The organism is Pantoea eucalypti (assembly GCF_009646115.1).
Classification (GTDB): Bacteria; Pseudomonadota; Gammaproteobacteria; order Enterobacterales; family Enterobacteriaceae; genus Pantoea; species Pantoea eucalypti.
Window position 1 is genome coordinate 2,922,942 of record NZ_CP045720.1, and the last position, 24,164, is coordinate 2,947,105.

General features: G+C 56.8%; 23 protein-coding genes, 3 tRNA genes and 3 other RNA genes. 10 read left to right on the forward strand and 19 right to left on the reverse strand.

Annotation, left to right across the window (positions count from 1 at the left end; translation table 11 throughout):
* Nucleotides 1-43 precede the first annotated feature (43 nt).
* The 5 genes from modF (at nt 44) to gpmA (ending at nt 5,877) form a co-directional block, all read left to right on the forward strand.
* The gene (modF, locus tag EE896_RS13640) at nt 44-1,516 is read left to right on the forward strand and encodes a molybdate ABC transporter ATP-binding protein ModF (protein WP_140915811.1); all 1,473 of its coding nucleotides are present in this window, start codon (nt 44-46) and stop codon (nt 1,514-1,516) included.
* Nucleotides 1,517-1,753: 237 nt separating this feature from the next.
* Nucleotides 1,754-2,800: a galactose-1-phosphate uridylyltransferase gene (gene galT, locus EE896_RS13645; RefSeq protein ID WP_003851887.1), complete on the forward strand. Its 1,047-nt coding sequence runs from the start codon at nt 1,754-1,756 to the stop codon at nt 2,798-2,800.
* Entirely contained in the window at nt 2,797-3,945 is a 1,149-nt protein-coding gene (galK, locus tag EE896_RS13650; protein WP_140915810.1) for a galactokinase, read from the forward strand. Before galT ends, galK begins: the two co-directional genes overlap by 4 nt.
* A complete protein-coding gene (gene galM / locus EE896_RS13655) occupies nt 3,939-4,973 on the forward strand; it encodes a galactose-1-epimerase (RefSeq protein ID WP_003851891.1) in 1,035 nt (344 codons plus the stop codon). Before galK ends, galM begins: the two co-directional genes overlap by 7 nt.
* A gap of 151 nt (nt 4,974-5,124) precedes the next feature.
* On the forward strand, nt 5,125-5,877 hold the full coding sequence (gene gpmA / locus EE896_RS13660; protein ID WP_003851893.1) for a 2,3-diphosphoglycerate-dependent phosphoglycerate mutase: 753 nt from the start codon (nt 5,125-5,127) through the stop codon (nt 5,875-5,877).
* Between the two features lie 75 nt (nt 5,878-5,952).
* Here the strand turns inward: gpmA and aroG are convergent, their stop codons facing one another.
* A complete protein-coding gene (gene aroG / locus EE896_RS13665; protein ID WP_140915809.1) occupies nt 5,953-7,005 on the reverse strand; it encodes a 3-deoxy-7-phosphoheptulonate synthase AroG in 1,053 nt (350 codons plus the stop codon).
* A gap of 287 nt (nt 7,006-7,292) precedes the next feature.
* On the opposite strand from aroG, the gene EE896_RS13670 reads away from it, so the two are divergent.
* The 4 genes from EE896_RS13670 (at nt 7,293) to zitB (ending at nt 12,379) form a co-directional block, all read left to right on the forward strand.
* On the forward strand, nt 7,293-7,661 hold the full coding sequence (locus EE896_RS13670) for a YbgS-like family protein (RefSeq protein ID WP_167518472.1): 369 nt from the start codon (nt 7,293-7,295) through the stop codon (nt 7,659-7,661).
* Between the two features lie 98 nt (nt 7,662-7,759).
* A complete protein-coding gene (locus EE896_RS13675; RefSeq protein ID WP_008925036.1) occupies nt 7,760-8,341 on the forward strand; it encodes a response regulator transcription factor in 582 nt (193 codons plus the stop codon).
* A gap of 14 nt (nt 8,342-8,355) precedes the next feature.
* Nucleotides 8,356-11,412 carry a hybrid sensor histidine kinase/response regulator gene (locus tag EE896_RS13680; protein WP_238343240.1) on the forward strand — a complete coding sequence of 1,019 codons (3,057 nt, stop codon included), beginning with the start codon at nt 8,356-8,358 and terminating at the stop codon, nt 11,410-11,412.
* The gene (gene zitB / locus EE896_RS13685) at nt 11,390-12,379 is read left to right on the forward strand and encodes a CDF family zinc transporter ZitB (RefSeq protein WP_140915807.1); all 990 of its coding nucleotides are present in this window, start codon (nt 11,390-11,392) and stop codon (nt 12,377-12,379) included. The genes EE896_RS13680 and zitB overlap by 23 nt, the downstream gene beginning before the upstream one ends.
* On the opposite strand, the gene pnuC is transcribed toward zitB, so the two are convergent.
* The 3 genes from pnuC to EE896_RS13700 all read right to left on the reverse strand — a co-directional run bounded on the left by pnuC (nt 12,373) and on the right by EE896_RS13700 (nt 14,849).
* Nucleotides 12,373-13,095, reverse strand: coding sequence for a nicotinamide riboside transporter PnuC (pnuC, locus tag EE896_RS13690; RefSeq protein WP_008925033.1), 723 nt, complete (start codon nt 13,093-13,095; stop codon nt 12,373-12,375). The genes zitB and pnuC overlap by 7 nt on opposite strands.
* Before the next feature lie 23 nt (nt 13,096-13,118).
* On the reverse strand, nt 13,119-14,180 hold the full coding sequence (nadA, locus tag EE896_RS13695) for a quinolinate synthase NadA (protein WP_008925032.1): 1,062 nt from the start codon (nt 14,178-14,180) through the stop codon (nt 13,119-13,121).
* Nucleotides 14,181-14,306: 126 nt separating this feature from the next.
* The gene (locus EE896_RS13700; RefSeq protein ID WP_140915806.1) at nt 14,307-14,849 is read right to left on the reverse strand and encodes a methylated-DNA--[protein]-cysteine S-methyltransferase; all 543 of its coding nucleotides are present in this window, start codon (nt 14,847-14,849) and stop codon (nt 14,307-14,309) included.
* Between the two features lie 158 nt (nt 14,850-15,007).
* Between EE896_RS13700 and EE896_RS13705 the strand changes: the two genes are divergently transcribed.
* On the forward strand, nt 15,008-16,483 hold the full coding sequence (locus tag EE896_RS13705) for an AlkA N-terminal domain-containing protein (RefSeq protein WP_039659187.1): 1,476 nt from the start codon (nt 15,008-15,010) through the stop codon (nt 16,481-16,483).
* Between the two features lie 380 nt (nt 16,484-16,863).
* On the opposite strand, the gene EE896_RS13710 is transcribed toward EE896_RS13705, so the two are convergent.
* The 15 genes from EE896_RS13710 to cydX all read right to left on the reverse strand — a co-directional run bounded on the left by EE896_RS13710 (nt 16,864) and on the right by cydX (nt 24,164).
* A non-coding RNA gene (locus tag EE896_RS13710) (RtT sRNA) lies at nt 16,864-16,994 on the reverse strand.
* A gap of 43 nt (nt 16,995-17,037) precedes the next feature.
* Nucleotides 17,038-17,172: non-coding RNA, RtT sRNA (locus EE896_RS13715), on the reverse strand.
* 43 nt (nt 17,173-17,215) lie between these two features.
* A non-coding RNA gene (locus EE896_RS13720) (RtT sRNA) lies at nt 17,216-17,350 on the reverse strand.
* A gap of 43 nt (nt 17,351-17,393) precedes the next feature.
* Nucleotides 17,394-17,469: transfer RNA gene (locus tag EE896_RS13725), tRNA-Lys, on the reverse strand.
* Nucleotides 17,470-17,515: 46 nt separating this feature from the next.
* Nucleotides 17,516-17,591 (reverse strand) — tRNA-Lys (locus EE896_RS13730).
* A 71-nt stretch (nt 17,592-17,662) separates the two neighbouring features.
* Nucleotides 17,663-17,738: transfer RNA gene (locus EE896_RS13735), tRNA-Lys, on the reverse strand.
* 164 nt (nt 17,739-17,902) lie between these two features.
* Complete coding sequence (cpoB, locus tag EE896_RS13740; protein ID WP_003853134.1) at nt 17,903-18,697, reverse strand: cell division protein CpoB; 795 nt, start codon at nt 18,695-18,697, stop codon at nt 17,903-17,905.
* 9 nt (nt 18,698-18,706) lie between these two features.
* Nucleotides 18,707-19,234 (reverse strand): peptidoglycan-associated lipoprotein Pal, encoded by a 528-nt coding sequence (pal, locus tag EE896_RS13745; RefSeq protein WP_003853135.1) that lies wholly within the window; start codon nt 19,232-19,234, stop codon nt 18,707-18,709.
* Between the two features lie 51 nt (nt 19,235-19,285).
* On the reverse strand, nt 19,286-20,581 hold the full coding sequence (gene tolB, locus EE896_RS13750) for a Tol-Pal system beta propeller repeat protein TolB (RefSeq protein WP_003853138.1): 1,296 nt from the start codon (nt 20,579-20,581) through the stop codon (nt 19,286-19,288).
* 115 nt (nt 20,582-20,696) lie between these two features.
* On the reverse strand, nt 20,697-22,031 hold the full coding sequence (gene tolA, locus EE896_RS13755; protein ID WP_140915971.1) for a cell envelope integrity protein TolA: 1,335 nt from the start codon (nt 22,029-22,031) through the stop codon (nt 20,697-20,699).
* Nucleotides 22,032-22,058: 27 nt separating this feature from the next.
* Entirely contained in the window at nt 22,059-22,487 is a 429-nt protein-coding gene (tolR, locus tag EE896_RS13760) for a colicin uptake protein TolR (RefSeq protein ID WP_003853140.1), read from the reverse strand.
* A gap of 13 nt (nt 22,488-22,500) precedes the next feature.
* Entirely contained in the window at nt 22,501-23,187 is a 687-nt protein-coding gene (tolQ, locus tag EE896_RS13765) for a Tol-Pal system protein TolQ (RefSeq protein ID WP_003853142.1), read from the reverse strand.
* Complete coding sequence (gene ybgC / locus EE896_RS13770; RefSeq protein ID WP_008925029.1) at nt 23,184-23,588, reverse strand: tol-pal system-associated acyl-CoA thioesterase; 405 nt, start codon at nt 23,586-23,588, stop codon at nt 23,184-23,186. Before ybgC ends, tolQ begins: the two co-directional genes overlap by 4 nt.
* Before the next feature lie 178 nt (nt 23,589-23,766).
* A complete protein-coding gene (gene ybgE / locus EE896_RS13775; RefSeq protein WP_008925028.1) occupies nt 23,767-24,060 on the reverse strand; it encodes a cyd operon protein YbgE in 294 nt (97 codons plus the stop codon).
* Nucleotides 24,060-24,164, reverse strand: coding sequence for a cytochrome bd-I oxidase subunit CydX (gene cydX, locus EE896_RS13780; protein ID WP_072040350.1), 105 nt, complete (start codon nt 24,162-24,164; stop codon nt 24,060-24,062). Before cydX ends, ybgE begins: the two co-directional genes overlap by 1 nt.

The following is a 24,164-nucleotide window of genomic DNA, read 5'->3' on the forward strand; positions in this document are numbered from 1 at the left end:
ATGGTTACAACTCAGTGACACGATGCAGAAAATGGAACAGATCATGGCTTCATTGCAGATTTTGCAAGGCACGTTTCATCTTAGCGATACACGGACACTGAACCTGAATCAGGTGGAACTGCAGCGCGGCGAAAGCTGGGCTTTTGTCGGTGCCAACGGCAGCGGTAAATCCTCTCTGGCGCGCGCGCTTTCCGGTGAACTGCCACCGCTGGCCGGTTCCGTCAGCAGCGATTTCAGACGGCCGGTCCGGCTGTCGCTGGAGCAGTTACAGACCCTGGTGGCGCAGGAGTGGCAGCGCAACAACACCGATATGCTCAGCGAAGGCGAAGAAGATACCGGACTGACCGTGGCAGAGGTGATTCAGGCGGAGGTGCAGCAGCCCGATCGCTGCAAACAGCTTGCCCGGCAGTTTGGCATTGAACCGCTGCTGTCCCGTCGCTTCAAATATCTCTCCACCGGCGAAACCCGTAAAACCCTGCTCTGCCAGGCGCTGATGAGCGAGCCCGATCTGCTGATTCTGGATGAGCCATTTGACGGACTGGATGTGGCGTCACGCGCCAGCCTGACCGACACGCTGCGCAGCCTGCAGCATCCTGCGTTTACCCTGGTGCTGGTGCTCAATCGCTTTGACGACATTCCCGATTTCATTCAGCAGGTTGGCGTACTGGCAGAATGTACCCTCACCCACAGCGGGCCGCGCCAGGCCATTTTAACGGAAGCACTGGTGGCACAGCTGGCGCACAGTGAACAGCTGATGGGAATGGCGTTACCCGAGGCGGATGCGCCGGATCAGTTACCCTCACTGACAGATGATGCCCCGCGCGTTATTCTGCGCAACGGCACCGTCTCCTACAACGATCAACCGGTGATTCAGGGGCTGAACTGGCAGGTCAACGCCGGCGAGCACTGGCAGATCATCGGACCAAACGGTGCCGGAAAATCGACCCTGCTCAGCCTGGTGACCGGCGATCACCCGCAGGGCTACAGTAATGATTTAACCCTGTTTGGGCGCCGTCGCGGCAGCGGCGAAACCATCTGGGAGATCAAACAGCATATTGGCTATGTCAGCAGCAGCCTGCATCTTGATTACCGCGTCAGCACCAATGTGCGAACGGTCATTCTGTCGGGCTTCTTCGACTCTATCGGTCTCTATCAGGCGGCATCTGACCGGCAAAAAGCGCTGACACAGCAATGGCTTACGCTGCTGGGAATGGATAATCGGCTGGGCGATGCGCCGTTCCACTCACTCTCCTGGGGGCAGCAGCGACTGGTGCTGATTGCCCGCGCGCTGGTTAAGCATCCGACGCTGCTGATTCTGGATGAGCCACTGCAGGGACTGGACCCGATTAACCGCCAGCTGGTGCGGCGCTTTGTGGATGTGCTGATTGGCGAAGGGCGGACTCAGCTGCTGTTCGTTTCGCATCACGCTGAAGATGCGCCCGCCTGCATCACGCATCGCCTGAGCTTTGTTCCCGATAATGGCGGCTACGTTTTTCAGCAGGAAACGGTGCGCTAAAGCATTCACATCACGTCTTTCAACGCCGCTACCGCGGCGTTTTAAAGCATATTGGTGTAAGCGCTACCATTCAGCACCGTCTTTAACCCCGCATAACCGCACACAATGCCTCGAAATAAGAATATTCAGCTTGTGTAAACGATACCATTTATCCAGACTTGATCACGCTTTCGGGCGCGCTGATGTGCTACTTTTTACCGATGCCTCTTTGGCTTTTGACGCTTACCAGGATCTCACATGGACAAATTCAACCCGGTCGATCACCCGCATCGACGTTACAATCCACTGATTGATCAATGGATTTTAGTTTCACCTCATCGGGCCAAACGTCCGTGGCAAGGCGCGCAGGAAACCCCGGCGGTCAATACTTTACCGGCGCACGATCCGGACTGCTTCCTGTGTGCCGGAAATACCCGCATTACCGGCGATAAAAACCCGGACTATGCGGGCACGTACGTCTTTACCAACGACTTTGCCGCACTGATGACCGACACGCCTGACGCGCCCGAGAGCGACGATATCCTGATGCGCTGTGAAAGCGCACGCGGCACCAGTCGGGTCATCTGCTTCTCGCCCGATCACAGTAAAACGCTGCCGGAGATGTCACTGAGCGCGCTGGAGGAAGTGGTGCGAACCTGGCAGGCGCAGACCGCCGATCTGGGTCAGCACTACCCGTGGGTGCAGGTGTTTGAGAACAAAGGCGCGGCGATGGGCTGCTCCAACCCGCATCCGCACGGTCAGATCTGGGCCAACAGCTTCCTGCCAAATGAAGCGCAGCGTGAAGATGATCATCAGCGCGACTATTTCGCTAAACATGGCTCGCCGATGCTGGTCGATTATCTGGCCCGTGAGCAGCAGGATGGCAGCCGCACCGTGGTGGAAACCGAACACTGGCTGGCTGTGGTGCCGTGGTGGGCGGCCTGGCCGTTTGAAACGCTGCTGCTGCCGAAAGCGCACGTTAAACAGCTGACGGACCTCAGCGAAGCCCAGAGCGCCGACCTGGCAAAAGCCATTAAGCTGCTGACCAGCCGCTACGACAATCTGTTCCAGTGCTCCTTCCCCTACTCAATGGGCTGGCACGGCGCGCCGTTTAATGGCGAAGCCAACGATCACTGGCAGCTGCACGCTCACTTCTATCCACCGTTGCTGCGTTCAGCAACGGTGCGTAAATTTATGGTTGGCTATGAAATGCTGGCCGAAACCCAACGCGATTTAACGGCGGAACAGGCGGCGGAACGTCTGCGTTCTGTCAGCGACGTTCACTTCCGTGAGGCACAACAATGAGCTTAAAAACCATCACGCAGCAGCTTTTTTCTGACGCATTTGGCTACGCTGCCACCCATACCATTCAGGCACCGGGCCGCGTTAATCTGATTGGCGAGCACACGGACTATAACGACGGCTTCGTGCTGCCGTGCGCTATCGATTATCAGACGGTCATCGCCTGTGCCCGCCGTGACGATCGCCAGATTCGCGTGGTCGCTGCCGATTATGAGAATGCGCAGGACACGTTTTCGCTGGATGAAGAGATTGTCAGCGTGCAGGAACCGATGTGGGCCAACTATGTGCGTGGCGTGGTGAAACATCTGCAGAAGCGTCATGCCGATTTCGACGGCATCGACATGGTGATTAGCGGCAATGTGCCACAGGGTGCGGGCCTCAGCTCATCGGCCTCGCTGGAAGTGGCGGTCGGCACCGTGGTACAGCAGCTCTATAACCTGCCGCTGGATGGCGCAGCCATCGCCGTTAATGGTCAGGAAGCGGAGAACCAGTTCGTTGGCTGTAACTGCGGCATCATGGACCAGTTGATCTCCGCACTGGGCCAGAAAGATCACGCTATGCTGCTCGACTGCCGCACCCTGGGCACCCGTCCGGTGTCGATGCCGGAAGATATCGCGGTGGTGATCATCAACTCCAACTTCCGTCGTACGCTGGTCGGCAGCGAATACAACACCCGCCGCGAGCAGTGTGAAGCGGGCGCGCGTTTCTTCAATAAGAAAGCGCTGCGTGACGTTGAACTGGCCGGGTTTGAAGCGGCACAGTCGCAGCTCGATCCACAGGTCGCCAAACGCGTGCGTCACGTTCTGACCGAGAACGCCCGTACCCTGGAAGCCGCCGATGCGCTGACGCAGGGCGACCTGACCCGTATGGGCCAGCTGATGGCCGAATCTCACGCCTCAATGCGTGACGATTTCGAAATCACCGTGCCGCCGATCGATACGCTGGTTGAGATCGTGAAAGCGCAGATTGGTGAGCGCGGCGGCGTCCGTATGACCGGCGGCGGCTTTGGTGGCTGCATCGTGGCACTGATGCCACTGGACCTCGTCGATCAGGTTAAAGCCGCCGTGGCAGAACAGTATGAAGCCGCGACCGGCATCAAAGAGACCTTCTACGTCTGTAAAGCCTCTGAAGGAGCCGGCCAATGCTGAATGACGTCAACTCCCATGCGCCCGACGGTCAGCCGTGGCGCATAACCGTGCTGCGCAATGCCAACGGCATGCTGGCAACTTTTATGGACTGGGGGGCGACCTGGCTCTCTGCCCGCGTACCGATGCAGGATGGCACGGTGCGTGAAGCGCTGCTCGGCTGCGCCACGCCCTCTGACTATCTGCACCAGGATGCCTATCTGGGCGCCACCGTGGGCCGCTACGCTAACCGCATCGCTGGCGCAAAACTCAATAAACTTAACCGTCAGCTGGTGCCTAACCAGGGCGTACATCAGCTGCATGGCGGACCGGAAGGCTTTGATAAACGCCGCTGGCAAATCGTCAGTCAGTCTGACAGCGAAGTGCATTACCGCATCGATTCACCGGATGGCGATCAGGGCTATCCGGGCAATCTGATTGCTGACGTGCGCTATCAGCTGGATGATCAGAACTGCCTGAGCATCAGTTATGAAGCGCGTTGCGATCAGTCCTGCCCGGTCAATCTGACCAACCATGCTTACTTTAATCTTGATGCGCATCATGGCGATGTCCGCCAGCATCGCTTACAACTGCACGCCGACCAGTATTTACCGGTCGACAGCGAAGGCATTCCGAATGCGCCGCTAAAAGCGGTCGCCGATACCAGCTTTGATTTCCGCAACGCTAAAGTCGTGGCGCAGGATTTCCTGGCAGATGACGACCAGCGTGCAGTAAAGGGCTATGACCACGCGTTTCTGCTGAACAGCGCCGGCGACGAGAGTCAGCCTGCGGCAGAACTCTGGTCAGAAGATGGAAAATTACAGCTCAGCGTGACTACCTCGGCCCCGGCGTTGCAGTTCTACTCCGGCAACTATCTGGCGGGCACCCGTGCCCGTGAGCAGGCGAGCTATAATGCCTTTCAGGGCATTGCGCTGGAGAGTGAATTTTTACCGGATTCGCCTAATCACGCTGAGTGGCCTCAGCCTGATTGCTGGCTGCAGCCGGGAGATCGCTGGGAATCGGTGACGCGTTATCGCTTCACGCCACGCTGAGCCTCCGGCTGAAAAACGCGCAGTGCGTCACACACAGGCTTACGCGCTGCCCGCTTTTCCGTTATGGTATGGCGCAATCAGCTCGTGTATCAGGCGGGCAGCAGCAGGTTTCCAATCTCACAGAAACATCACAGTATTAAGGAGTTAAGCTATGGCTGTAACTAAGCTGGTTCTGGTGCGACACGGCGAAAGCCAGTGGAACAACGAAAACCGCTTTACCGGTTGGTATGATGTTGACCTTTCTGAGAAAGGTCGTGGCGAAGCCAAATCAGCAGGTCAGCTGCTGAAGAAAGAGGGCTTTGTTTTTGATTTTGCTTACACCTCCGTACTGAAGCGTGCCATTCATACGCTGTGGAATGTGCTGGATGAGCTGGATCAGGCCTGGCTGCCGGTTGAGAAAACCTGGCGTCTGAACGAGCGTCACTATGGTGCGCTGCAGGGTCTGGATAAAGCTGAAACTGCCGCCAAATATGGCGACGAGCAGGTTAAGCAGTGGCGTCGCGGCTTTGCCGTCACCCCGCCAGAGCTGGATCGTTCAGATGAGCGCTTCCCGGGCCATGACCCGCGTTACGCGAAACTGACCCCAGAGCAGCTGCCAACCACCGAAAGCCTGGCGCTGACCATCGACCGCGTTATCCCTTACTGGAACGACACCATTCTGCCGCGCATCAAAAGCGGTGAGAAAGTGATCATTGCCGCACACGGCAACTCACTGCGTGCACTGGTAAAATATCTGGATAACCTGAGCGAAGATGAAATCCTCGAACTGAACATCCCTACCGGCGTACCGCTGGTGTATGAGTTCGATGAAAACTTCAAACCGCTGAAACGCTACTACCTGGGCGACCAGGACGAGATTGCCGCGAAAGCTGCAGCCGTTGCGAATCAGGGTAAAGCGAAGTAATTCCTCGCTGAAAGGCAAAAAGGCCAGACGAAAGTCTGGCCTTTTTTTATTGATGACAACGTCTGGCCAGGCAAATCAGCCGCGGCGCTGTTTAACCGCTGCCGCCAGCTGACGCAGCACCTTGTCAGTATCTTCCCAGCCAATGCAGGCGTCGGTAACACTTTTGCCATAGACCAGCGGCTCGCCGCTCTCCAGGCTCTGGTTACCTTCCACCAGATGACTCTCAATCATCACACCGACAATCGCCTGCTCACCGTTAATCAGCTGCTGTGCAACATCGTCTGCCACGACCATCTGACGCTGGAACTGTTTGCTGCTGTTGGCATGGCTGAAATCGATCATCACCTGCTGTGGCAGACCCGCTTTTGCCAGACCCTCTTTGACCTCAGCCACATGCGGCGCGCTGTAGTTTGGCTCTTTTCCGCCGCGCAGAATGATATGGCAATCACCGTTGCCGCTGGTTTCAACAATCGCGGAGTGACCATACTTCGTCACTGACAGGAAACAGTGTGGCGAACCTGCCGCGTTAATCGCATCGATCGCGACCTTAATGGTGCCATCGGTGCCGTTTTTGAAACCCACCGGACAGGAAAGACCCGATGCCAGCTCACGGTGAACCTGAGATTCTGTGGTACGCGCACCAATCGCGCCCCAGCTCATCAGGTCAGCCACGTATTGCGGGGTAATCATATCCAGAAACTCGCCCGCCGCCGGTAAACCGCTGTCGTTAATGTCCAGCAGCAGCTTACGCGCCAGACGCAGACCGTCGTTGAGCTGATAGCTATTGTCCATATACGGATCGTTGATCAGCCCTTTCCAGCCCACCGTGGTGCGCGGCTTTTCAAAATAGACCCGCATCACCACTTCCAGCTCGCCTTTCAGCTCATCACGCAGCGCCAGCAGGCGATCGGCATACTCTTTCGCCGCGTCTGTGTCATGAATGGAGCAGGGACCAATCACCACCAGCAGGCGGTCATCCTTGCCCTGCAGGATCTGATGAATCGCCTGACGGGCCTGTGAAACGGTCTGTGCAGCACGATCGGTCGCCGGGAATTTTTCGAGCAGCGCAACCGGAGGTAACAGCTCTTTAATCTCTTTGATGCGTAAGTCATCGTTCTGGTAATTCATACTGATTCCATATTATTTCTGGCCCGGCGCCCGCCGGACACAACCTGCCCAATGTAGCCCGAAGCGCCAGGGGTGTAAATTCCCGCTGCGGGTTAAATGTGCGGGTCATATTTGCATTAATCAGGTTAGCGACTAAACTTTTTAATAGTAAGCACTGAGGAATATCCCGCTTACCAAATTTAATCACCCTGTTTAAGCCAACCGGCGAATTTTATTTCGTCAGGGATTTTATTACCCGAAATTGCACCTCTGGGCTTAAAGCAACTTCATTTATTAACGGGAGCATAATGATGAAAAAGTTTGCCTTAGTTTTTTTGACAGCAGCAATGACACTGAGCAGCGGTGCGGTACTGGCTGCGGACAGCAGCAGCAATAACGGTACAGCTAACCAGGCAGCCAGTGCAGGTGCAGCAGCGGGCGGAGCGAACGAAAATCTGCCGCCAAATAAAGTCGATAACAACAAAATTAATAACACTGGCAATGACACCAATCCTGCAACCTCTGGCAGCACCACCAGCAATGGAAATATGTCTGCTAACGAAATGGACCAGAACGCCCAGTGTAAAGATGGCAAATGTCCGAACATTAATAAAAAAGTTCAGACTAAAGTGGGCGGCGGTGACGTAGATACCAAAACCGACGGCACCACCCAGTAATGCTGTTTAACCCGGCGCGCTTCGGCTCTCCGGGTTTTTCTCCCCTCTGCCCCACTCTTCCGCTATGCTAATCCTGTGAAATTTACAGGGAATCCTTCATGGCTGTTTTGCTTCTGATAGACGATCATCCGCTGGTTGAAGTGGCACTTGAAGCCGCCCTGAGCCAGTCACCTATTCCGGTTCAGCTCCTCTCTGCCAGCAGTGAAAAAGCCGCCCGTCCCCTGCTTCAGCAGTCACTGGACATTATCGTGCTGGATATCGGCCTGCCGGATAGCGATGGGCTGGAGTTCCTGCGTCGCCTGAAGATCCATCGACCCGATTGCCCGGTCCTCATCTACTCCGCGCAGCAGACCCGCCACTATGTGCGTCGCGCTCAGGCGCTGGGTGCCGCCGGTTATGTGGTGAAAAGCCAGCGTATGGCGCAGTTGCTCAGCGCTATCCTTGCCGTGCTCGGCGGACAGACGGCTTTCCCGGAGATGGATGATGAGCCTGAACTCCCGCTGACCCAGAAAGAGCGTCAGATTCTGGCCCTACTGGCCAGCGGGCTGTCTAATCTGCAAATTGCTGCCCAGTTGCACATCAGCAATAAAACGGTCAGCACCCATAAGAAAAATATTCTGGAAAAAACCGGCGCCCGCTCGGTGGTAGAACTGGCCGATCTGTGGAAGGCACAGCAGTGAGAGTTTTTCTGCTGATGCTGCTGTTGCTGTGCGGCTCCGCGCTGGCTGAGGTGCGTCCGGTGAGCAGCGTCAATCTGCCGATGATGCTGCCGGTGACGCACGCGGAAACCATGCAGGGCAAAATTCTGCGCGTTGGCCTGCTGGAAGAGAACCACGCGCCCTGGACAATGCGCATCGGCAATGACCTCTATGGCATCAATGCCGACTATCTTTCCGCGCTGCGGCAACTGACCGGCGCGCAGTTCACCCTCAACCTTTACAGCGATCAGCCGCACCTCATACAGGCACTGAGCAGCGGCCAGATTGATTTCGCGCTGGGCATGTGGGTCACGCCCCTGCCAGCCGGCACCCTGAGCAGCGATAACTGGTACAGCAGCCCGCTGCGGGTCTACCGCAATCAGCAAAACCAGCGTGCCGTGATGTTTAACAGCCAGAATGCCCAACTGGCGATCAGCGACAGCACGCTGGCCCAACTGCCGCCCGCGCTGGCGGCCCGCCACAGCTTCAGACGCTACAGCAGCGATCTGCAGGCGCTCTACACCCTGCTCAATCAGCAGAATGACTATGTGGTGGCAGATGAGACCAGCGCCGGTTTTTTGTTAAGCCAGCTTCAGCAGGGCCAGATTTACCAGATCGCCTCTCACATTGATGCAGGACAGCTAAACCTGCGCGCGGTGGCACGTGATCCCCAGCTTATCAGCTGGATTAATCAGAGCCTGCGTCAGTTGCCAGCGGAACTGATGAACACGCTACAGGCGCGCTGGAGCAGTAACCTGCCGCGCTATCAGGATACACAGACCCTGATGCTCAGCCCCGCTGAACGCGCCTGGATCGCCGATCATCCGCGCGTTACTTACACCGCCGAACCGGACAACTATCCCTGGAGCTACCGCGATGCCAGCGGCACCGCCAGAGGTTATGGCGTGGACTTGCTGAAAGCGATAGCACAGAGCACAGGATTGCAGTTTGAGCCGGTATGGGTCAGCAATCCCCGTCAGGCACGCACCCTGATTGAGCAAAAGCAGGCGATGCTGCAGCTGTTGCAGCCGCTGAACGGCGATGCGATGCAGAGTACGTCGCTGCCGGTGTGGCGGGCGCTGTGGGGCATCTACAGCATCCAGTCTGACACGCTGGCGCACTGGCGCGACCTGCGCGGCAAACGGATTGGTGTATTGCAGGATGACCTGGCGCTGCGTCTGTTGCCTGCGGATCTGCAGCCCCTGCAGTTTGCCGACCGTAATAGCCTTTATGACGCGCTGGCAAAAGGGCAGATCGATGTGCTGGTCGATAATGTGCTTTCCGCCCGCTGGCGTATTGCCAGCCGCGATGATGCGCGCATCCACCTGGCCTTTGCCGCCAGCGACATCGCCTGGCCCATCGCGCTGGGCGTCACACCCGACCAGGCGGTGCTGCGCACGTTGCTGGATCGTGCTCTGCAGCAGATTCCGGCCGATACCCAGAGCCAGATGCGCGACAGCTGGTCTACCCCGCCGCAGCCCGGCAGCGTGATGGCAATGGGTTCGCTGCCAATGATGGTGCTGGCGGTGGCCGGTGCGGCCATTGTGCTGCTGTTGCTGCTGCTGGCACGCCGTTACTGGCAACAGCGCCGCGAGCGTCAGCAGCGTGAACAGGCAGAGCATGCCAATGCGATGAAAAGCCAGTTTCTGGCAACCGTCAGTCATGAGCTGCGCACGCCGATGCAGGCTATCCTGGGGCTGCTTGAGCTGGAAAAACAGCAGCACAGCAGCCAGAACCTGACGCTGCTTCACAGCAGCGCTCAATCGTTGCTGACGCTGCTGAATGACCTGCAGGACCATGCCCGCATTGAGAGCAACAGTTTTACCCTGGCACCCCGTCCACTGGCGCTGGCGCAATGGCTCAGCCAGCAGCAGCACTTTTATCACCCGTTAATGCGCGGTGACGGGCCGCGTCTGATTGTCGAGGCGCTGACGCCGCTGCCTGACACGGTGCTCATCGATGCCGATCGCCTGCAGCAGGTGATCAACAACCTTATGACCAATGCGCTGAAATTTACGCGTCACGGCACGATTCGCCTGACCCTGGCTGCCCAGGATCAACAGCTGATTCTCACAGTGAGCGACAGCGGCAGCGGTATCCCATCGGAGGAACAGCAGAAGTTGTTTGATCCCTGGTATCAGGCGCCGTCCGGAAAATCAGTTTCGGTGCAGGGCAGCGGCCTGGGGCTGTTTATCTGCCGCGAAATAGTGCTGCGGATGGGCGGCGATATCCGGCTCGCCTCAGAACCGGGGCTCGGCACTCAGGTCACTGTGACGCTGCCGCTTGAGATCTGCACGCCAGCAAACCACGTGGATGAATCCGCCCTGCCCGGTTTTCCGCAGCTGCGGGTGGCGATTGTGGATGACCACCCGACTAACCTGCTGGTGATGCAGCAGCAGCTGGCACGCTTTGCCATTCAGGCTGACATCTTTGAGCAGGGACGTGCGCTGCTGCAGGCCGATGCGCAGCAACCTTATGACCTGCTGTTTATCGACCAGATGATGCCGCGTCCCGACGGCACGCTGCTGCTGCGGATACTGCGTCGGCGTGACCGCCAGCGGAGACGGCAGGCGATGCGGGTACTCTGCTCGGCTGATGCGCAGCTGCTGTCGCGCTCGCTTGAGGAGCGGGAGCGGGTATTGATCAAACCGGTGCAGTTAGGCGATCTCAGCGCGTTGCTGGCAGAGTGGCAGCAAGCGTGGCAGGACGATCCGCTGGCGTCACTGGATGACAATCTGTGGCAACTGGCACAGCAGAATGAAAAATTCCTCAACCGTCTGAGCCAGACGCTGCACAGCACGGTCACGCAGGATCTGGCTGCGATGCAGGCGGCGCATGATCGTGCGGACTGGACGCCGTTCGCTGAGGCGGCACACAGGATGAAAGGAAGCTTTTTACTGGTAGGGCTGGAGCATGGCGCGCAGCTCAGCCAGCAATTGACGGAGCAGGTAAAACAGCATCAGGACCCGTCTGAGACGTGGCAATTACTGATATTATTAGCAAACAGGTTACTGAAAAAACTGGAAACTTATGGCACATACCCACACTCATAGCGGGCAGGATAGTAATCGCACGCGTCTGGCGGCCGCCTTCGGGGTGACCGTCGTCTTCATGGTTGCTGAAGTCATTGGCGGCTGGCTCTCTGGTTCACTGGCGCTGCTGGCGGACGCCGGGCATATGCTGACCGATGCCGCCGCACTGCTGATGGCCTTGCTGGCGGTCCATTTCTCACGCCGTAAACCCAATGCACGTCACACCTTTGGCCTGCTGCGTCTGACCACGGTAGCCGCATTTGTTAACGCCATTGCACTGCTCGGCATTACTGCACTGATCGTCTGGGAAGCAGTGCGCCGCTTTGCCGACCCGCAACCGGTGACCGGCGGACTGATGCTGGGAATCGCGATCGGCGGCCTGCTGGCCAATCTGCTCTCGTTCTGGCTGCTGCATCATGGCAGCGGAGAGAAGAACCTCAACGTGCGGGCCGCGGCGCTGCATGTGATGGGTGACCTGCTCGGTTCAGTGGGCGCGATTGTGGCGGCAGTAATTATAATGCTGACCGGCTGGACGCCCATCGACCCGATACTGTCGTTGCTGGTGTCACTGCTGGTGCTACGCAGCGCCTGGTCGCTGCTGCGTGAGAGTCTGCAGGAGTTACTGGAAGGGGCTCCGCATTCACTGGATGTGAATAAGCTGACACGGGATCTCACCCTGAACATCGCCGAGGTGCGCAATGTTCACCATGTGCATCTGTGGCAGGTGGGCGAAAAGCCGATGCTGACGCTGCATGCGCAGGTGATCCCGCCTTACGATCATGATGCGCTGCTGCATCGCATTCACGACTATCTGCGCGAGAACTATCAGATCGCGCACGCGACGGTGCAGATGGAGTACCAGCCCTGCGCTGGTGCCGAGTGTGAACTCGGCTCAGGCAGTGCGGCTGCCACCGGCCATGACCACAGTCATTCTCACGACCACGATCATGGCCCTGCTCATGTTAAAGGCGACAAGCACACTCACTGAGCTGACAGCGCGCGGGAACCCTGTTGCCGCGCGCTGCGGATCCACATACGTGATCCGTTCAACGCAATCAGCGTCAGAATCACATACTCCAGCGACATCGCATAGACACCCTGGCGGGCGAAGATCATCACGCTAATCACGTTGATGATGACCCACAGCAGCCAGTTCTCCACATATTTGCGCGTCATCAGCACCATCGCGGCAATAGACAGCACCATCATGCAGGAATCCCAGAACGGGAAGGCATCCGGCTGCAGCGCAGGCATCGCCACCGACAGGCCCAGACCGTTCATCAGCGTTACCGCCGCACGGGTTAACAGCGCAAACACCGGATCGATATAGAGGGTCATCAGCGCAATCGCAATCACACACCCTGCTGTCCAGGCCAGCGCTTTAGGCAGCGGCAGCCAGCGGATTTTCAGCGCCGCCTGGTGATCTTCGGTCTGTCGGCTCCATGCGTACCAGCCATAGAGATTGGCGGCAAAGAAGAAGAGCTGCAGCAGCAGGCTGGCATAGAGCTGGATCTGAAAGAAGATCACCGCAAACAGCGTGACGTTAATCAGGCCAAACGGATAGTTAATAATTTTTTCCAGGCTGGCAAACCAGATACAGAGTAAGCCCGCCAGCGTGCCAATGGCCTCAATCCATGAGAGATCGTAGCCTCCGGCACCCAGAGGAATATGAACCAGAATATTATGTGTGCTGAAGAAGTCCATGCAGAGCACCTGTCCGGGAACGCTTAAGCGTTGCCCTTCACATTGAGTTTAAGTTCCGCCGCAAAGGATAGCATGCGATTAAGCGGCAGTAACGCCGCCTCTCGCAGCGTCTCATCCACCTGAATCTCATGTTCCACCCCACCCGACTCCAGCGCCTCTGCGATGGCTTTAAGGCCGTTCATTGCCATCCAGGGACAGTGCGCACAGCTGCGGCAGGTTGCCCCTTCACCCGCGGTCGGCGCTTCCAGCAGCTCTTTATCCGGCACCGCCTGCTGCATTTTGTAGAAGATGCCGCGGTCGGTCGCCACAATCATCTGCGGATGCGGCAGGGATTTCGCCGCCTGAATCAGCTGGCTGGTCGAGCCGACCGCGTCCGCCAGTTCGACAATCGCCTGCGGTGACTCAGGATGCACCAGCACCGCCGCATCGGGATAGAGCGCTTTCATGCGCTGCAGCGCCTGGGTTTTGAACTCGTCATGCACAATGCAGGCACCCTGCCAGCACAACACATCTGCACCCGACATCCGGGTAACATAGCGACCAAGGTGACGATCCGGTGCCCAGATGATCTTTTCGCCGAGACTGTCGAGATGCTCAATCAGCTCTACCGCAATGCTGGAAGTGACCACCCAGTCGGCGCGGGCTTTGACGGCCGCCGAGGTATTGGCATAGACCACCACGGTGCGATCGGGATGCGCATCACAGAAGGCGTTAAACTCTTCAATGGGACAGCCGAGATCCAGTGAACACTCCGCCTGCAGGGTCGGCATCAGCACGGTTTTTTCGGGGCTGAGGATTTTGGCGGTTTCACCCATAAAGCGCACGCCCGCCACCAGCAGCGTGGTCGCCGAATGATTGCTGCCGAAACGCGCCATCTCCAGCGAGTCGGAGACGCAGCCGCCTGTCTCTTCCGCCAGCGCCTGAATTTCCGGATCGGTGTAATAGTGCGCCACCATCACCGCGTTTCGCGCTTTCAGCAGCGCTTTGATTTTCTCACGGTAAAACGTCTTCTCATCGTCACTCAGGCGGGCGGGTTTCGGCGGAAAAGGATAAACGGCGCTTTCAGGATCGAACATTACACTCATGACACAGCTCTCGTTTTGTCTAATTAACGAAAATCACCTTAGGAGGCAAATTTTGGCGATGAACCCGCCGTCGTGTTTTATATGCTAAACACGATAGCGGAAAAGCCACACTGTGTCGTGAGATTTTTACTCTGCCTGCATTACAGCACCGACCCTGCCCGGCTGCGTTTCATCTGCCAGCACCAGCGTTTTCTGCGGCGCTTCCAGTGCCAGCAGGAAAGCTTTGGTCTCCAGGCCGCCCGCAAAGCCGGTCAGCTTGCCGTTGGCACCGATCACGCGATGGCACGGTGCGACAATGGAAAGTGGATTACGGCCGTTGGCCGCGCCGACCGCGCGCACCGCCTGTGGATGGCCGATCTCCCGTGCAATCTGGCTGTAGCTGCGCGTCTCACCAAACGGTATCGCCACCAGCGCCTGCCAGACTTTTTTCTGAAAGTCGGTGCCGGCCATGTCGAACGGCAACGCAAAACAGCGTCGCGCACCGGTAAAGTACTCGCTGAGCTGACGCGCGGTTTCGATCAGAATGGGATGATCGTCATTGCGCGTTTGAGGTAAAAACCGGGTGCGTTTTGGATCGTCGTTTTCCCACAAAATCCCCGCCAGGCCGATATCGCTGGCGACCAGCTTCAGCTCGCCCACCGGGGTAACTATCTGTTTGAAGTAGTACATGGTGATTCTCCCGTCACGGTTCCGTCGTCCAGTATCGCACTTTTCATCAGCCTGACTGGCTGTTTTCGGTCATGGTTATAAACTGTTGTGCTGTCCGAAAACAGCCAGTCTGCCGGGATTCCCCCCTGTAGGCTGCGCTTATTTACCGGAGAAATGCCATGCTCGATCCCGACATTGCCTATCAGGCGCTGACCTCACGTGATACCCGCTTCGACGGCGTTTTCTTTGTGGGCGTGACCTCAACCGGTATCTATTGCCGCCCAATTTGCCCGGTAAAAGCGCCGATGCAGAAAAACTGTCTTTTCTTCAGCAGCGCCGAGGCGGCGGAGAAAGCGCGTTTTCGCCCCTGCCTGCGCTGCCGGCCTGAGCTGGCTCCCGGCAATGCGCCTGTCGATCAGCCGCATCGCGTCGCGGAGCAGCTGATTCAGCGCATTGAGGAAGGCATGCTGGAGGAGCGCGAAGGTCTGGAGGCGATTGCCGCTGAGTTCAGTCTCAGCCTGCGTCAGCTGCGCCGTATCGTGCAACATGAACTCGGTGTCTCACCACTGGAGCTGAAGCAGACACGGCGAATGCTGTTGGCCAAGCAGTTGCTGACAGAAACGCAACTGCCGGTCACGGAGGTCGCCTACGCCAGTGGCTTCAGCAGTCTGCGCCGTTTTAATGATGTTTTCCAGGCTCGCTACCGCATGACGCCAAGCGCGCTGCGCCGCGAGGATACAGGCGCGAAGCGTGCGCAGCCCGGCGACCGCGTGACGCTGCGGCTGGCCTATCGCCCGCCCTACGACTGGGCGGCGATGCTCTGGTTTTTGCAGACACACCTGATGAAGGAAGTTGAGGCAGTGGAAGATGGCTGCTGGCGACGCACCGTGGCGCTGGGACGTTTTCGGGGCTGGGTCAGTGTGTCCCATCTGCCGCAGAAGAACGCGCTGCAGGTGACGCTCTCAACCTCACTGACGCCGGTTCTGCCGCTGCTGCTGCGCCGCCTGCGCGATCTGTTTGACCTGGACGCGCAGCCGCAGCGTATCGCCGCCTGTCTGGCTCAGGACCCGCTGCTGGCACCCAGCCTGATTGCACATCCTGGTCTGCGTGTGCCGGGCGCCTTCGACGCTTTTGAACTTGGCGTGCGCGCTATTATCGGCCAGCAGGTGACCGTCAAAGCCGCCACCACAGTCAGCAGCCGTTTTGCCGCCGCCTTTGGCGAGCCCTGTGAAACGCCCTTTGCCGACCTGACCCGTTACACCGCGCTTCCTGAACGCATCGCAGCGCTGACGGTGGATGACGTTGCGCCGATGGGCATCGTCAGCGCCGCCCGCTCCCGCGCCATCATCGCCTTTGCCACCGCCTGCGCCAGCGGCGATCTGCGTCTCAGTGCCGCGCAGCCGCCTGATGAGGTGATAAAAAAGCTGGTCAGCCTGCCGGGCATTGGTCCCTGGACCGCGCACTATATCGCGATGCGCGCCCTGCGCTGGCCGGATGCCTTTCCCAAAGAGGATATCGCCATCCGTAATAACCTGGGCGGCATGTCATCTAAAGAAGCAGAAGCGCGCTCGCAATCCTGGCGTCCCTGGCGCAGCTATGCGGTGATGCATATCTGGGAGAGCCTGGCAGTGGCGAAGGTGAAGAAAAAGCCGTGAGGATGGATACAGAGATGCAGGTTATCACCCAGACTTGCACAAGCAGTATCGCAGAAATAATAAAAGCGCCATAAAAAGCTTCCAATCTGCTGGCAAACCATCATCCGGCTGAATCTGACCGTAATAAATGAGTTTAAAGCGCAGGGAACCCGGTCAGAGGAGGAAAGCGTCCCGCTCCAGGGACGGAGCGGGCCGAGCGTGTCATGGATGACGGATTTTGCGTCTTTCCGATCTGACCGTGTTCTCTGCGCAGGCTGGATCTCATAGCGATACAGGCCAGGCTTGATCACTATCTTAAATGCCAGATGCATTGTGCTTTTGAATAATAAATAGATACAGCAGAAACGAAAAAAGCGCCCAAAGGGCGCTTCTTTCTTAATTGGTGGGTCGTGCAGGATTTCGGCCCTTCCAGGGCCTCGCCCTCCGGGTGATGCTGACGCATCAGCCTGAATCACCGGGCGATTCAGTCGAACCTGCTGCAGGTTCTCACCCTGCACGGTAACGCCCGTGCCCCGGAAACGAAAAAAGCGCCCAAAAGGCGCTTCTTTCTTAATTGGTGGGTCGTGCAGGATTGCCTCGGCCCTTCCCAGGGCCTCGCCCTCCGGGTGATGCTGACGCAACAGCCTGAATCGCCGGGCGATTCAGTCGAACCTGCTGCAGGTTCTCACCCTGCACGGTAACGCCCGTGCCCCGGAAACGAAAAAAGCGCCCAAAAGGCGCTTCTTTCTTAATTGGTGGGTCGTGCAGGATTGCCTCGGCCCTTCCCAGGGCCTCGCCCTCCGGGTGATGCTGACGCAACAGCCTGAATCGCCGGGCGATTCAGTCGAACCTGCTGCAGGTTCTCACCCTGCACGGTAAAGTCCGTGCCCCGGAAACGAAAAAAGCGCCCAAAAGGCGCTTCTTTCTTAATTGGTGGGTCGTGCAGGATTCGAACCTGCGACCAATTGATTAAAAGTCAACTGCTCTACCAACTGAGCTAACGACCCGCTGGGGGCTTACAACCGTTCAGCGCACCAGGCGGCTGAGATAAGATGGTGGGTCGTGCAGGATTCGAACCTGCGACCAATTGATTAAAAGTCAACTGCTCTACCAACTGAGCTAACGACCCATCTTAGGTTGTGAAGCAATGCTGAAGTGTTCTTCTTGAAACTGCGCGGTAAAAAGCGCGTCTGAAGGAGATGGTGGGTCGTGCAGGATTCGAACCTGCGACCAATTGATTAAAAGTCAACTGCTCTACCAACTGAGCTAACGACCCATCTTCAGGCTTACCAGACACTTTTCAATGTGTCCCGGCAACGGCGGCATATATTACTGATTTAGCGGGGTAGCGCAACTCTTATTTCTGCTAAACGCTTCAGTTGCTTACCTTTCATACGGCAAGACCAGAAATCACACGATATCTGGTCTGAACCGGACAAATTACAGACCGCTCAGACGTTTCTGAGCTTGTTTAGCAGATTCAGTGTCTGGATAAAGTTTGATCACCTGCTGGAAGACCGCTTTGGCTTTCGCCGTGTCTTTTTTCTCCTGCATGATCACACCCACTTTCAACAACGCTTCTGCAGCTTTCGGCGACTTCGGATAGTTTTTCACTACCGTGGCGTAATAATACGCCGCGTCGTCCTTTTTGCCTTTGTTGTAGTTCAGCTGACCCAGCCAGTAATTCGCATTCGGCTGATAGGTCGAATCAGGGTAACGTTTTACCCACGCCTGAAGCGCGCTGATCGCCTGGTCATACTGTTTCTTCTCCAGAATCAGCGCCACAGCCGCATTGTAATCGCTGTTCGCATCGCCGGTCTGCGCAGGTGCGCTCTCCGTTGATGCTGCCGCGCCTGCGGTTGCTGCTGCGCCTGTATCTGCTGCGGCATCGCTGCCGGCTGCCTGTTGCCCGCCGTTGCTGCTGGCGCTGCTCAGCGTGTCAATCTGCTGGTAAAGCTGCTTCTGCCGCTCAACCACCTGATTCAACTGATACGTGTTTTGCTGGATTTGCCCACGCAGCGCATCAATATCACGCTGGTTATCGCTCATCTGCTGCTGCAATTGCTGCATCAGCTGTGCCTGGGCATTAGAGATTCGTTCAAGAGTGGTGACACGGTCTTCGACCGAGCCGGAGCCAACGCTACTGATTGACGCTTGGGCATTAGCGGCCCAGGGGGCCGCTACGCCAATCAGTAACGACAGACTCAACAGATGACGTCTGAAGTTACTAACCATGTGATTCTCTTAGTAGACCAGAACGGCACGACGGTTTTTAGAATACGCTGCTTCGTCATGACCCAGAACGGCTGGCTTCTCTTTACCGTAAGAAACGATAGACATCTGATCAGCCGACACGCCTTTACCCTGCAGGTACATCTTAACGGCGTTAGCACGACGTTCGCCCAGGGCGATGTTGTATTCCGGCGTACCGCGCTCATCCGCATGACCTTCGATGGTCACTTTGTATGATGGGTTGCTGCGCAGGAAAGTTGCGTGCTGATCCAGCATCTGTGCGTAATCAGACTGAACGTCATATTTGTCCAGACCGAAGTACACGATGTTGTTCTGCTGCAGCTGCTGCATCTGCAGACGAGCCTGCTCGTCAGAAGACATGTTGCCGCCGTTGCCGTTCATGCCAGAATTTGCACCGTAAGCGCCATCAGCACCCATGCCAGTCTGGTCATTGTTGTTGTTTTTGTGTGAGCTACAAGCCGCTACTGCCAGAACCGGCAGAGCCAGCATCAAACCCTTCAGCACTTTGTTCAGTTGCATTTCAAAAATCCCATTATTGTTTATTGTTTGCGATGTCTGAAGTGTCAGACATTACAGATACGGCGACCAGGCAGGAAATTTTACCTGTCCATCAGTTGCCGGAAGACGCGCTTTGAAACGGCCGTCGGTTGAAACCAACTGCAACACGGAACCCATACCCTGAGTAGAGCTGTAGATTACCATTGTGCCATTTGGTGCCAGGCTCGGCGTTTCATCCAGGAACGTGTCCGTTAACGTTTGAACGGCTCCCGTTTCCAGATCCTGTTTGGCGACGTGTTGAGCACCACCGTTGGTGCTAATCATCACCATAGATTTACCATCTGTTGCCACATCCGCATCCTGGTTCTGACCGCCTTCCCAGGTAATACGCTGTGGCGTGCCGCCATTAATACCGACTTTATAGATCTGAGGGGCACCCGCCTGATCGGAGGTATAAGCCAGAGTCTGGCTGTCCGGGAACCAGGTCGGTTCAGTACTGTTATAACGACCATCCGTCACCTGACGCGTCTGACCTGACGCCAGATCCATCACATAGAGGTTCAGGCTACCGGTTTTAGAGAGTGCGAAAGCGAGCTTAGAACCATCTGGCGAGAATGCCGGAGCACCGTTGTGACGCGGATATGAGGCAACCTGACGGATGGCACCGTTAGAGAGCGTCTGGACCACCAGCGCGGACTTGCCGCTTTCAAAGGTCACGTAGGCCACTTTGCTGCCATCCGGAGACCAGGCTGGCGACATCAGTGGCTGTGGTGAACGATGTACGACGAACTGGTTATAGCCATCGTAGTCAGCGACGCGCAGTTCATAAGGGAACTGACCACCGTTGGTCTGCACGACATAGGCGATGCGGGTGCGGAAAGCGCCCTTAATGCCTGTCAGCTTCTGGAACGTTTCGTCACTGGCAGTGTGAGCGGCATAGCGCAGCCACTGCTTTGTCACTTTATATGAGTTCTGTGCCAGCACTGTACCCGGCGCACCGCCGGTGTCAACCAGCTGGTAAGAAACCTGATAGCTGCCATCCGGGTTAGACGCGACCTGACCGACGACAACGGCGTCGATGCCGAGTGCGCTCCAGGCGGCAGGCTGCACTTCCTGCGCACTGGTTGGCTGCTGTGGCAGACGTGAGCGATCCAGTGGATTGAATTTGCCACTGTTGCGCAGGTCAGCCGCCACGATGCCGCCGACATCTTCCGGCGCTGCACCAGAACCGGCCCATTTAAACGGCACCACGCCAATCGGGCGCGCGGTATTCACACCCTGGGTGATCTCAATTCGAACTTCTGCATGCAGCATGGCTGCCCACAGCAGGATAAAAAAGCCTAACGTAACGCGAAGAGCTTGCTTCATTTTATCTCCCTTATCTGAACCTCAGTCCACGATAATTGGCACTGTTCCTGGAAACCACGAGTACAACATAAGTACGGCAAGCTAAACATAGATCAACTTGCCGACCGTGACTGCATTATTGCGGTTTAAAACGCATCGGCGCGTTTTTAAACACTTCGTAGACCGCCTGAGAAGGCGGCTTCGGAATACGTGCCTGTTTGGCAGCAGCAATCGCGGCCTGGCAGAGCGCGGGATCACCACCCTCTGACTTAACATCAATCAACAAGCCATCAGGCGCAAGTTTAATCCGCAAATCACAGGTTTTTCCGCGATACAGATCGGCATCGTAGAATCGGCTCTGAATCGCACTCACCACCTGACCCATGTAGGAGTTGATCTCAGCGCCCGATGCCCCCGCTTTCTTCTGGTTGCCCTGCCCCGCTGCGCCACCTGAGGTGCCGCTTTTCGGTGCATTTTTACCGGAAGTGAGTCCACCCAGCAAATCATCAACATCGCTGTCATTGGCCGCATCGGCGGCAGCTTTCGCTTTGGCATCTGCTTTGGCTTTCGCGGCAGCATCGGCTTTCGCTTTGGCGGCCGCATCGGCTTTCGCCTTAGCAGCCGCTTCCGCCTTCTCTTTAGCGGCCTCTTTCGCCGCCTCAGCTTTCTCTTTGGCAGCTTCTTTGGCGGCTTCGGCTTTTTCTTTAGCGGCTTCAGCGGCTTTCTCTTTTGCTGCCTCAGCAGCTTTTTCTTTCGCTTCTGCGGCTTTCTCTTTCGCTTCTTCGGCGGCTTTAGCTTTGGCATCCGCAGCCGCCTTCACTTTGGCCTCAGCCGCCGCTTTTGCATCCGCTTCAGACTTTGCCTTCGCTTCCGCAACGGCTTTCTCTTTTGCCGCAGCGGCAGCAGCGGCTTTCGCCTGCTGATCAGCCTGCTTCTTTGCTTCAGCCGCGGCCTGCTTTGCCTGCTCGGCGGTCGCTTTGGCCTGGGCATCCGCCTGGGCTTTCGCATCGGCTTTGGCTTTAGCTGCTGCCGCTTCGGCCGTTTTCTGCTGTTCCTGAGCCTGTTTAGCGGCGTCTTCTGCCGCTTTCTGCTGCTCAGCCTGCTGTTTAGCCTCTTCTTTCGCGGTTTCCTGCGCGGCTAAACGCTCTTTTTCCAGCGCTTTCAGACGCTGTTGTTCAGCAGCCTGTTTCTGTTGCAGCTCTTCCGCCTGCTGCTGCGCCTGCTTTTTACGCTGCTGCTCAGCCCGCTGGCTGTCGCTTTGCTGGTTCTGCTGACGATTGTATTGACTCACGACGGCACCGGGATCGACCATCACAGCATCAATATCGCTGCCTCCGCCACCCGCACTGCTGGGGTCAACGTGCTCATTAAACGAGCTCCAAATCAGCAGCGCGATCAACACGATATGCAGAATCACCGAAATGATTATCGCGCGCTTTAACTTCTCGTTTTGCTCGGTTGCCTTCGACACACTCGGTTCCCAAAAAACGGTTCGATTTTAAATCGGCTGCGTCATCAAACCGACAGATTTAACACCCGCCTGGTGCAGCAGGTTGAGCGCTTTAATGATTTCATCGTAAGGCACTTCTTTCGCGCCCCCAATCAAAAACACCGTCTTAGGATTTGCTTCCAGTCGACGCTGCGCTTCGCTGATCACCTGCTCGGGGGGGAGCTGATCCATTCGATCGTGATCCACGACCAGGCTGTACTGCCCCACGCCCGCCACTTCAACAATTACCGGCGGATTATCATCGCTGGAAACGGTTTTAGAGTCGGTCGCATCAGGCAGATCCACTTCCACGCTCTGGGTAATAATGGGTGCCGTTGCCATGAAGATCAGCAGCAGCACCAACAGGACGTCCAGTAGCGGAACGATGTTGATTTCCGACTTCAGGTCGCGGCGTTTGCGACCACGTACTCTGGCCATCATTAACCTCTATTTACTTAGCGCTATCGCTGGAGAAAGCCTGGCGATGCAGAATGGCAGTGAACTCTTCCATGAAGTTGTCGTAGCCCTGCTCCAGTTTGTTGACGCGCTGGTTCAGACGGTTGTACGCCATTACCGCCGGAATTGCCGCAAACAGACCGATTGCGGTTGCAATCAATGCTTCAGCGATACCCGGTGCCACCATCTGCAGTGTTGCCTGCTTCACCGCGCCCAGCGCGATAAAGGCGTGCATGATCCCCCAGACAGTACCGAACAGCCCGATATAGGGACTGATTGAACCGACAGTACCGAGGAACGGAATGTGGTTTTCCAGCGCTTCCAGCTCACGGTTCATTGAGATGCGCATCGCACGGCTTGCACCATCAATAACCGCCTCCGGCGCATGATTGTTAGCGCGGTGCAGTCGGGCGAACTCTTTAAAGCCGGAGTAGAAAATCTGCTCCGAGCCGCCCAGCTCTTCCCGACGCTCCTGGCTCTCCTGATACAGTCGGGAGAGTTCGATGCCGGACCAGAATTTGTCTTCAAATGCCTCAGCTTCTCTTCCCGCCGCATTCAGAATACGTGTGCGCTGAATAATGATGGCCCAGGAGGCAATAGAAAAGCCGATCAAAATCAACATGATAAGTTTGACCAGAAGGCTCGCCTTCAGGAACAAATCAAGAATGTTCATGTCAGTCACTGCTTGAACTCCGCGACAATAGACTTGGGAAGCGCAATCGGCTTCATTAGATGAGGGTTAATGCAGGCAATCAGGACCTCTGCCTCATTGAGCACTTTGCCTTCAGTATTCACGATACGCTGAGTGAACGTCATGGTAGCCCGAGTCATTGAGGTGACCTCGCTCTGGATCTCCAGAAGGTCATCAAGACGCGCCGCTGCAAGATAGTCCACCGTGATGCGCCGTACCACAAAAGCGATCTGCTGTTCTAACAGCATCTGCTGATTGAAATGGTGCTGTCGCAACATTTCGGTACGTGCTCGTTCATAAAAAGCGATATAGCTGGCGTGATAAACCACACCACCGGCATCAGTATCTTCGTAGTAGACCCGAACCGGCCAGCGAAACAGCGTTGTACTCACTCTACATCCCGGCCTCGTTTTAAACGTTGCTACTATACGCAAGAGAATTGGGGTTGGGAATGGCTCGTCAGAGCCAGGCGAAAATAATTATCGCTCGGTAACAAATGGAACGATTTCAGGAAGATTAATTGACCAGACGCTGACAAATATTCACTGACAGCGCTGGTGAGGCGGGGTGTTACAGGTAAAAACGGTAAAGCGCGATAAATAACACCAGCATGGCGGGTAACGGGCTAAACAGCGCCTGCCATCGGGTTTGCTGTGGCCGGAAGCCTGTACCGTGAATCACACCACTGCAGACCGCCCAGATCAGCACCAGACCCTGCAGCGCGGGCAGCTGTCCCGCGTGGTTAGCAAAGCGGGTCGGGTCCCACATCACGCCGCCAGCCGCCAGCAGCGCCAGCAGCAGTGAAAGGGCCCGTAACGGGCCCTTATCCATCAGATCATACAGCATCCGAATTGGCGTACGCATCAGTGAGGCTCATCCTGCGCTTCAACGTGTTCAATCGCCAGCGCGGTCACGATACCAAAGGCACAGGCCAGCAACGTGCCGAGAATCCAGGCAAAATACCACAT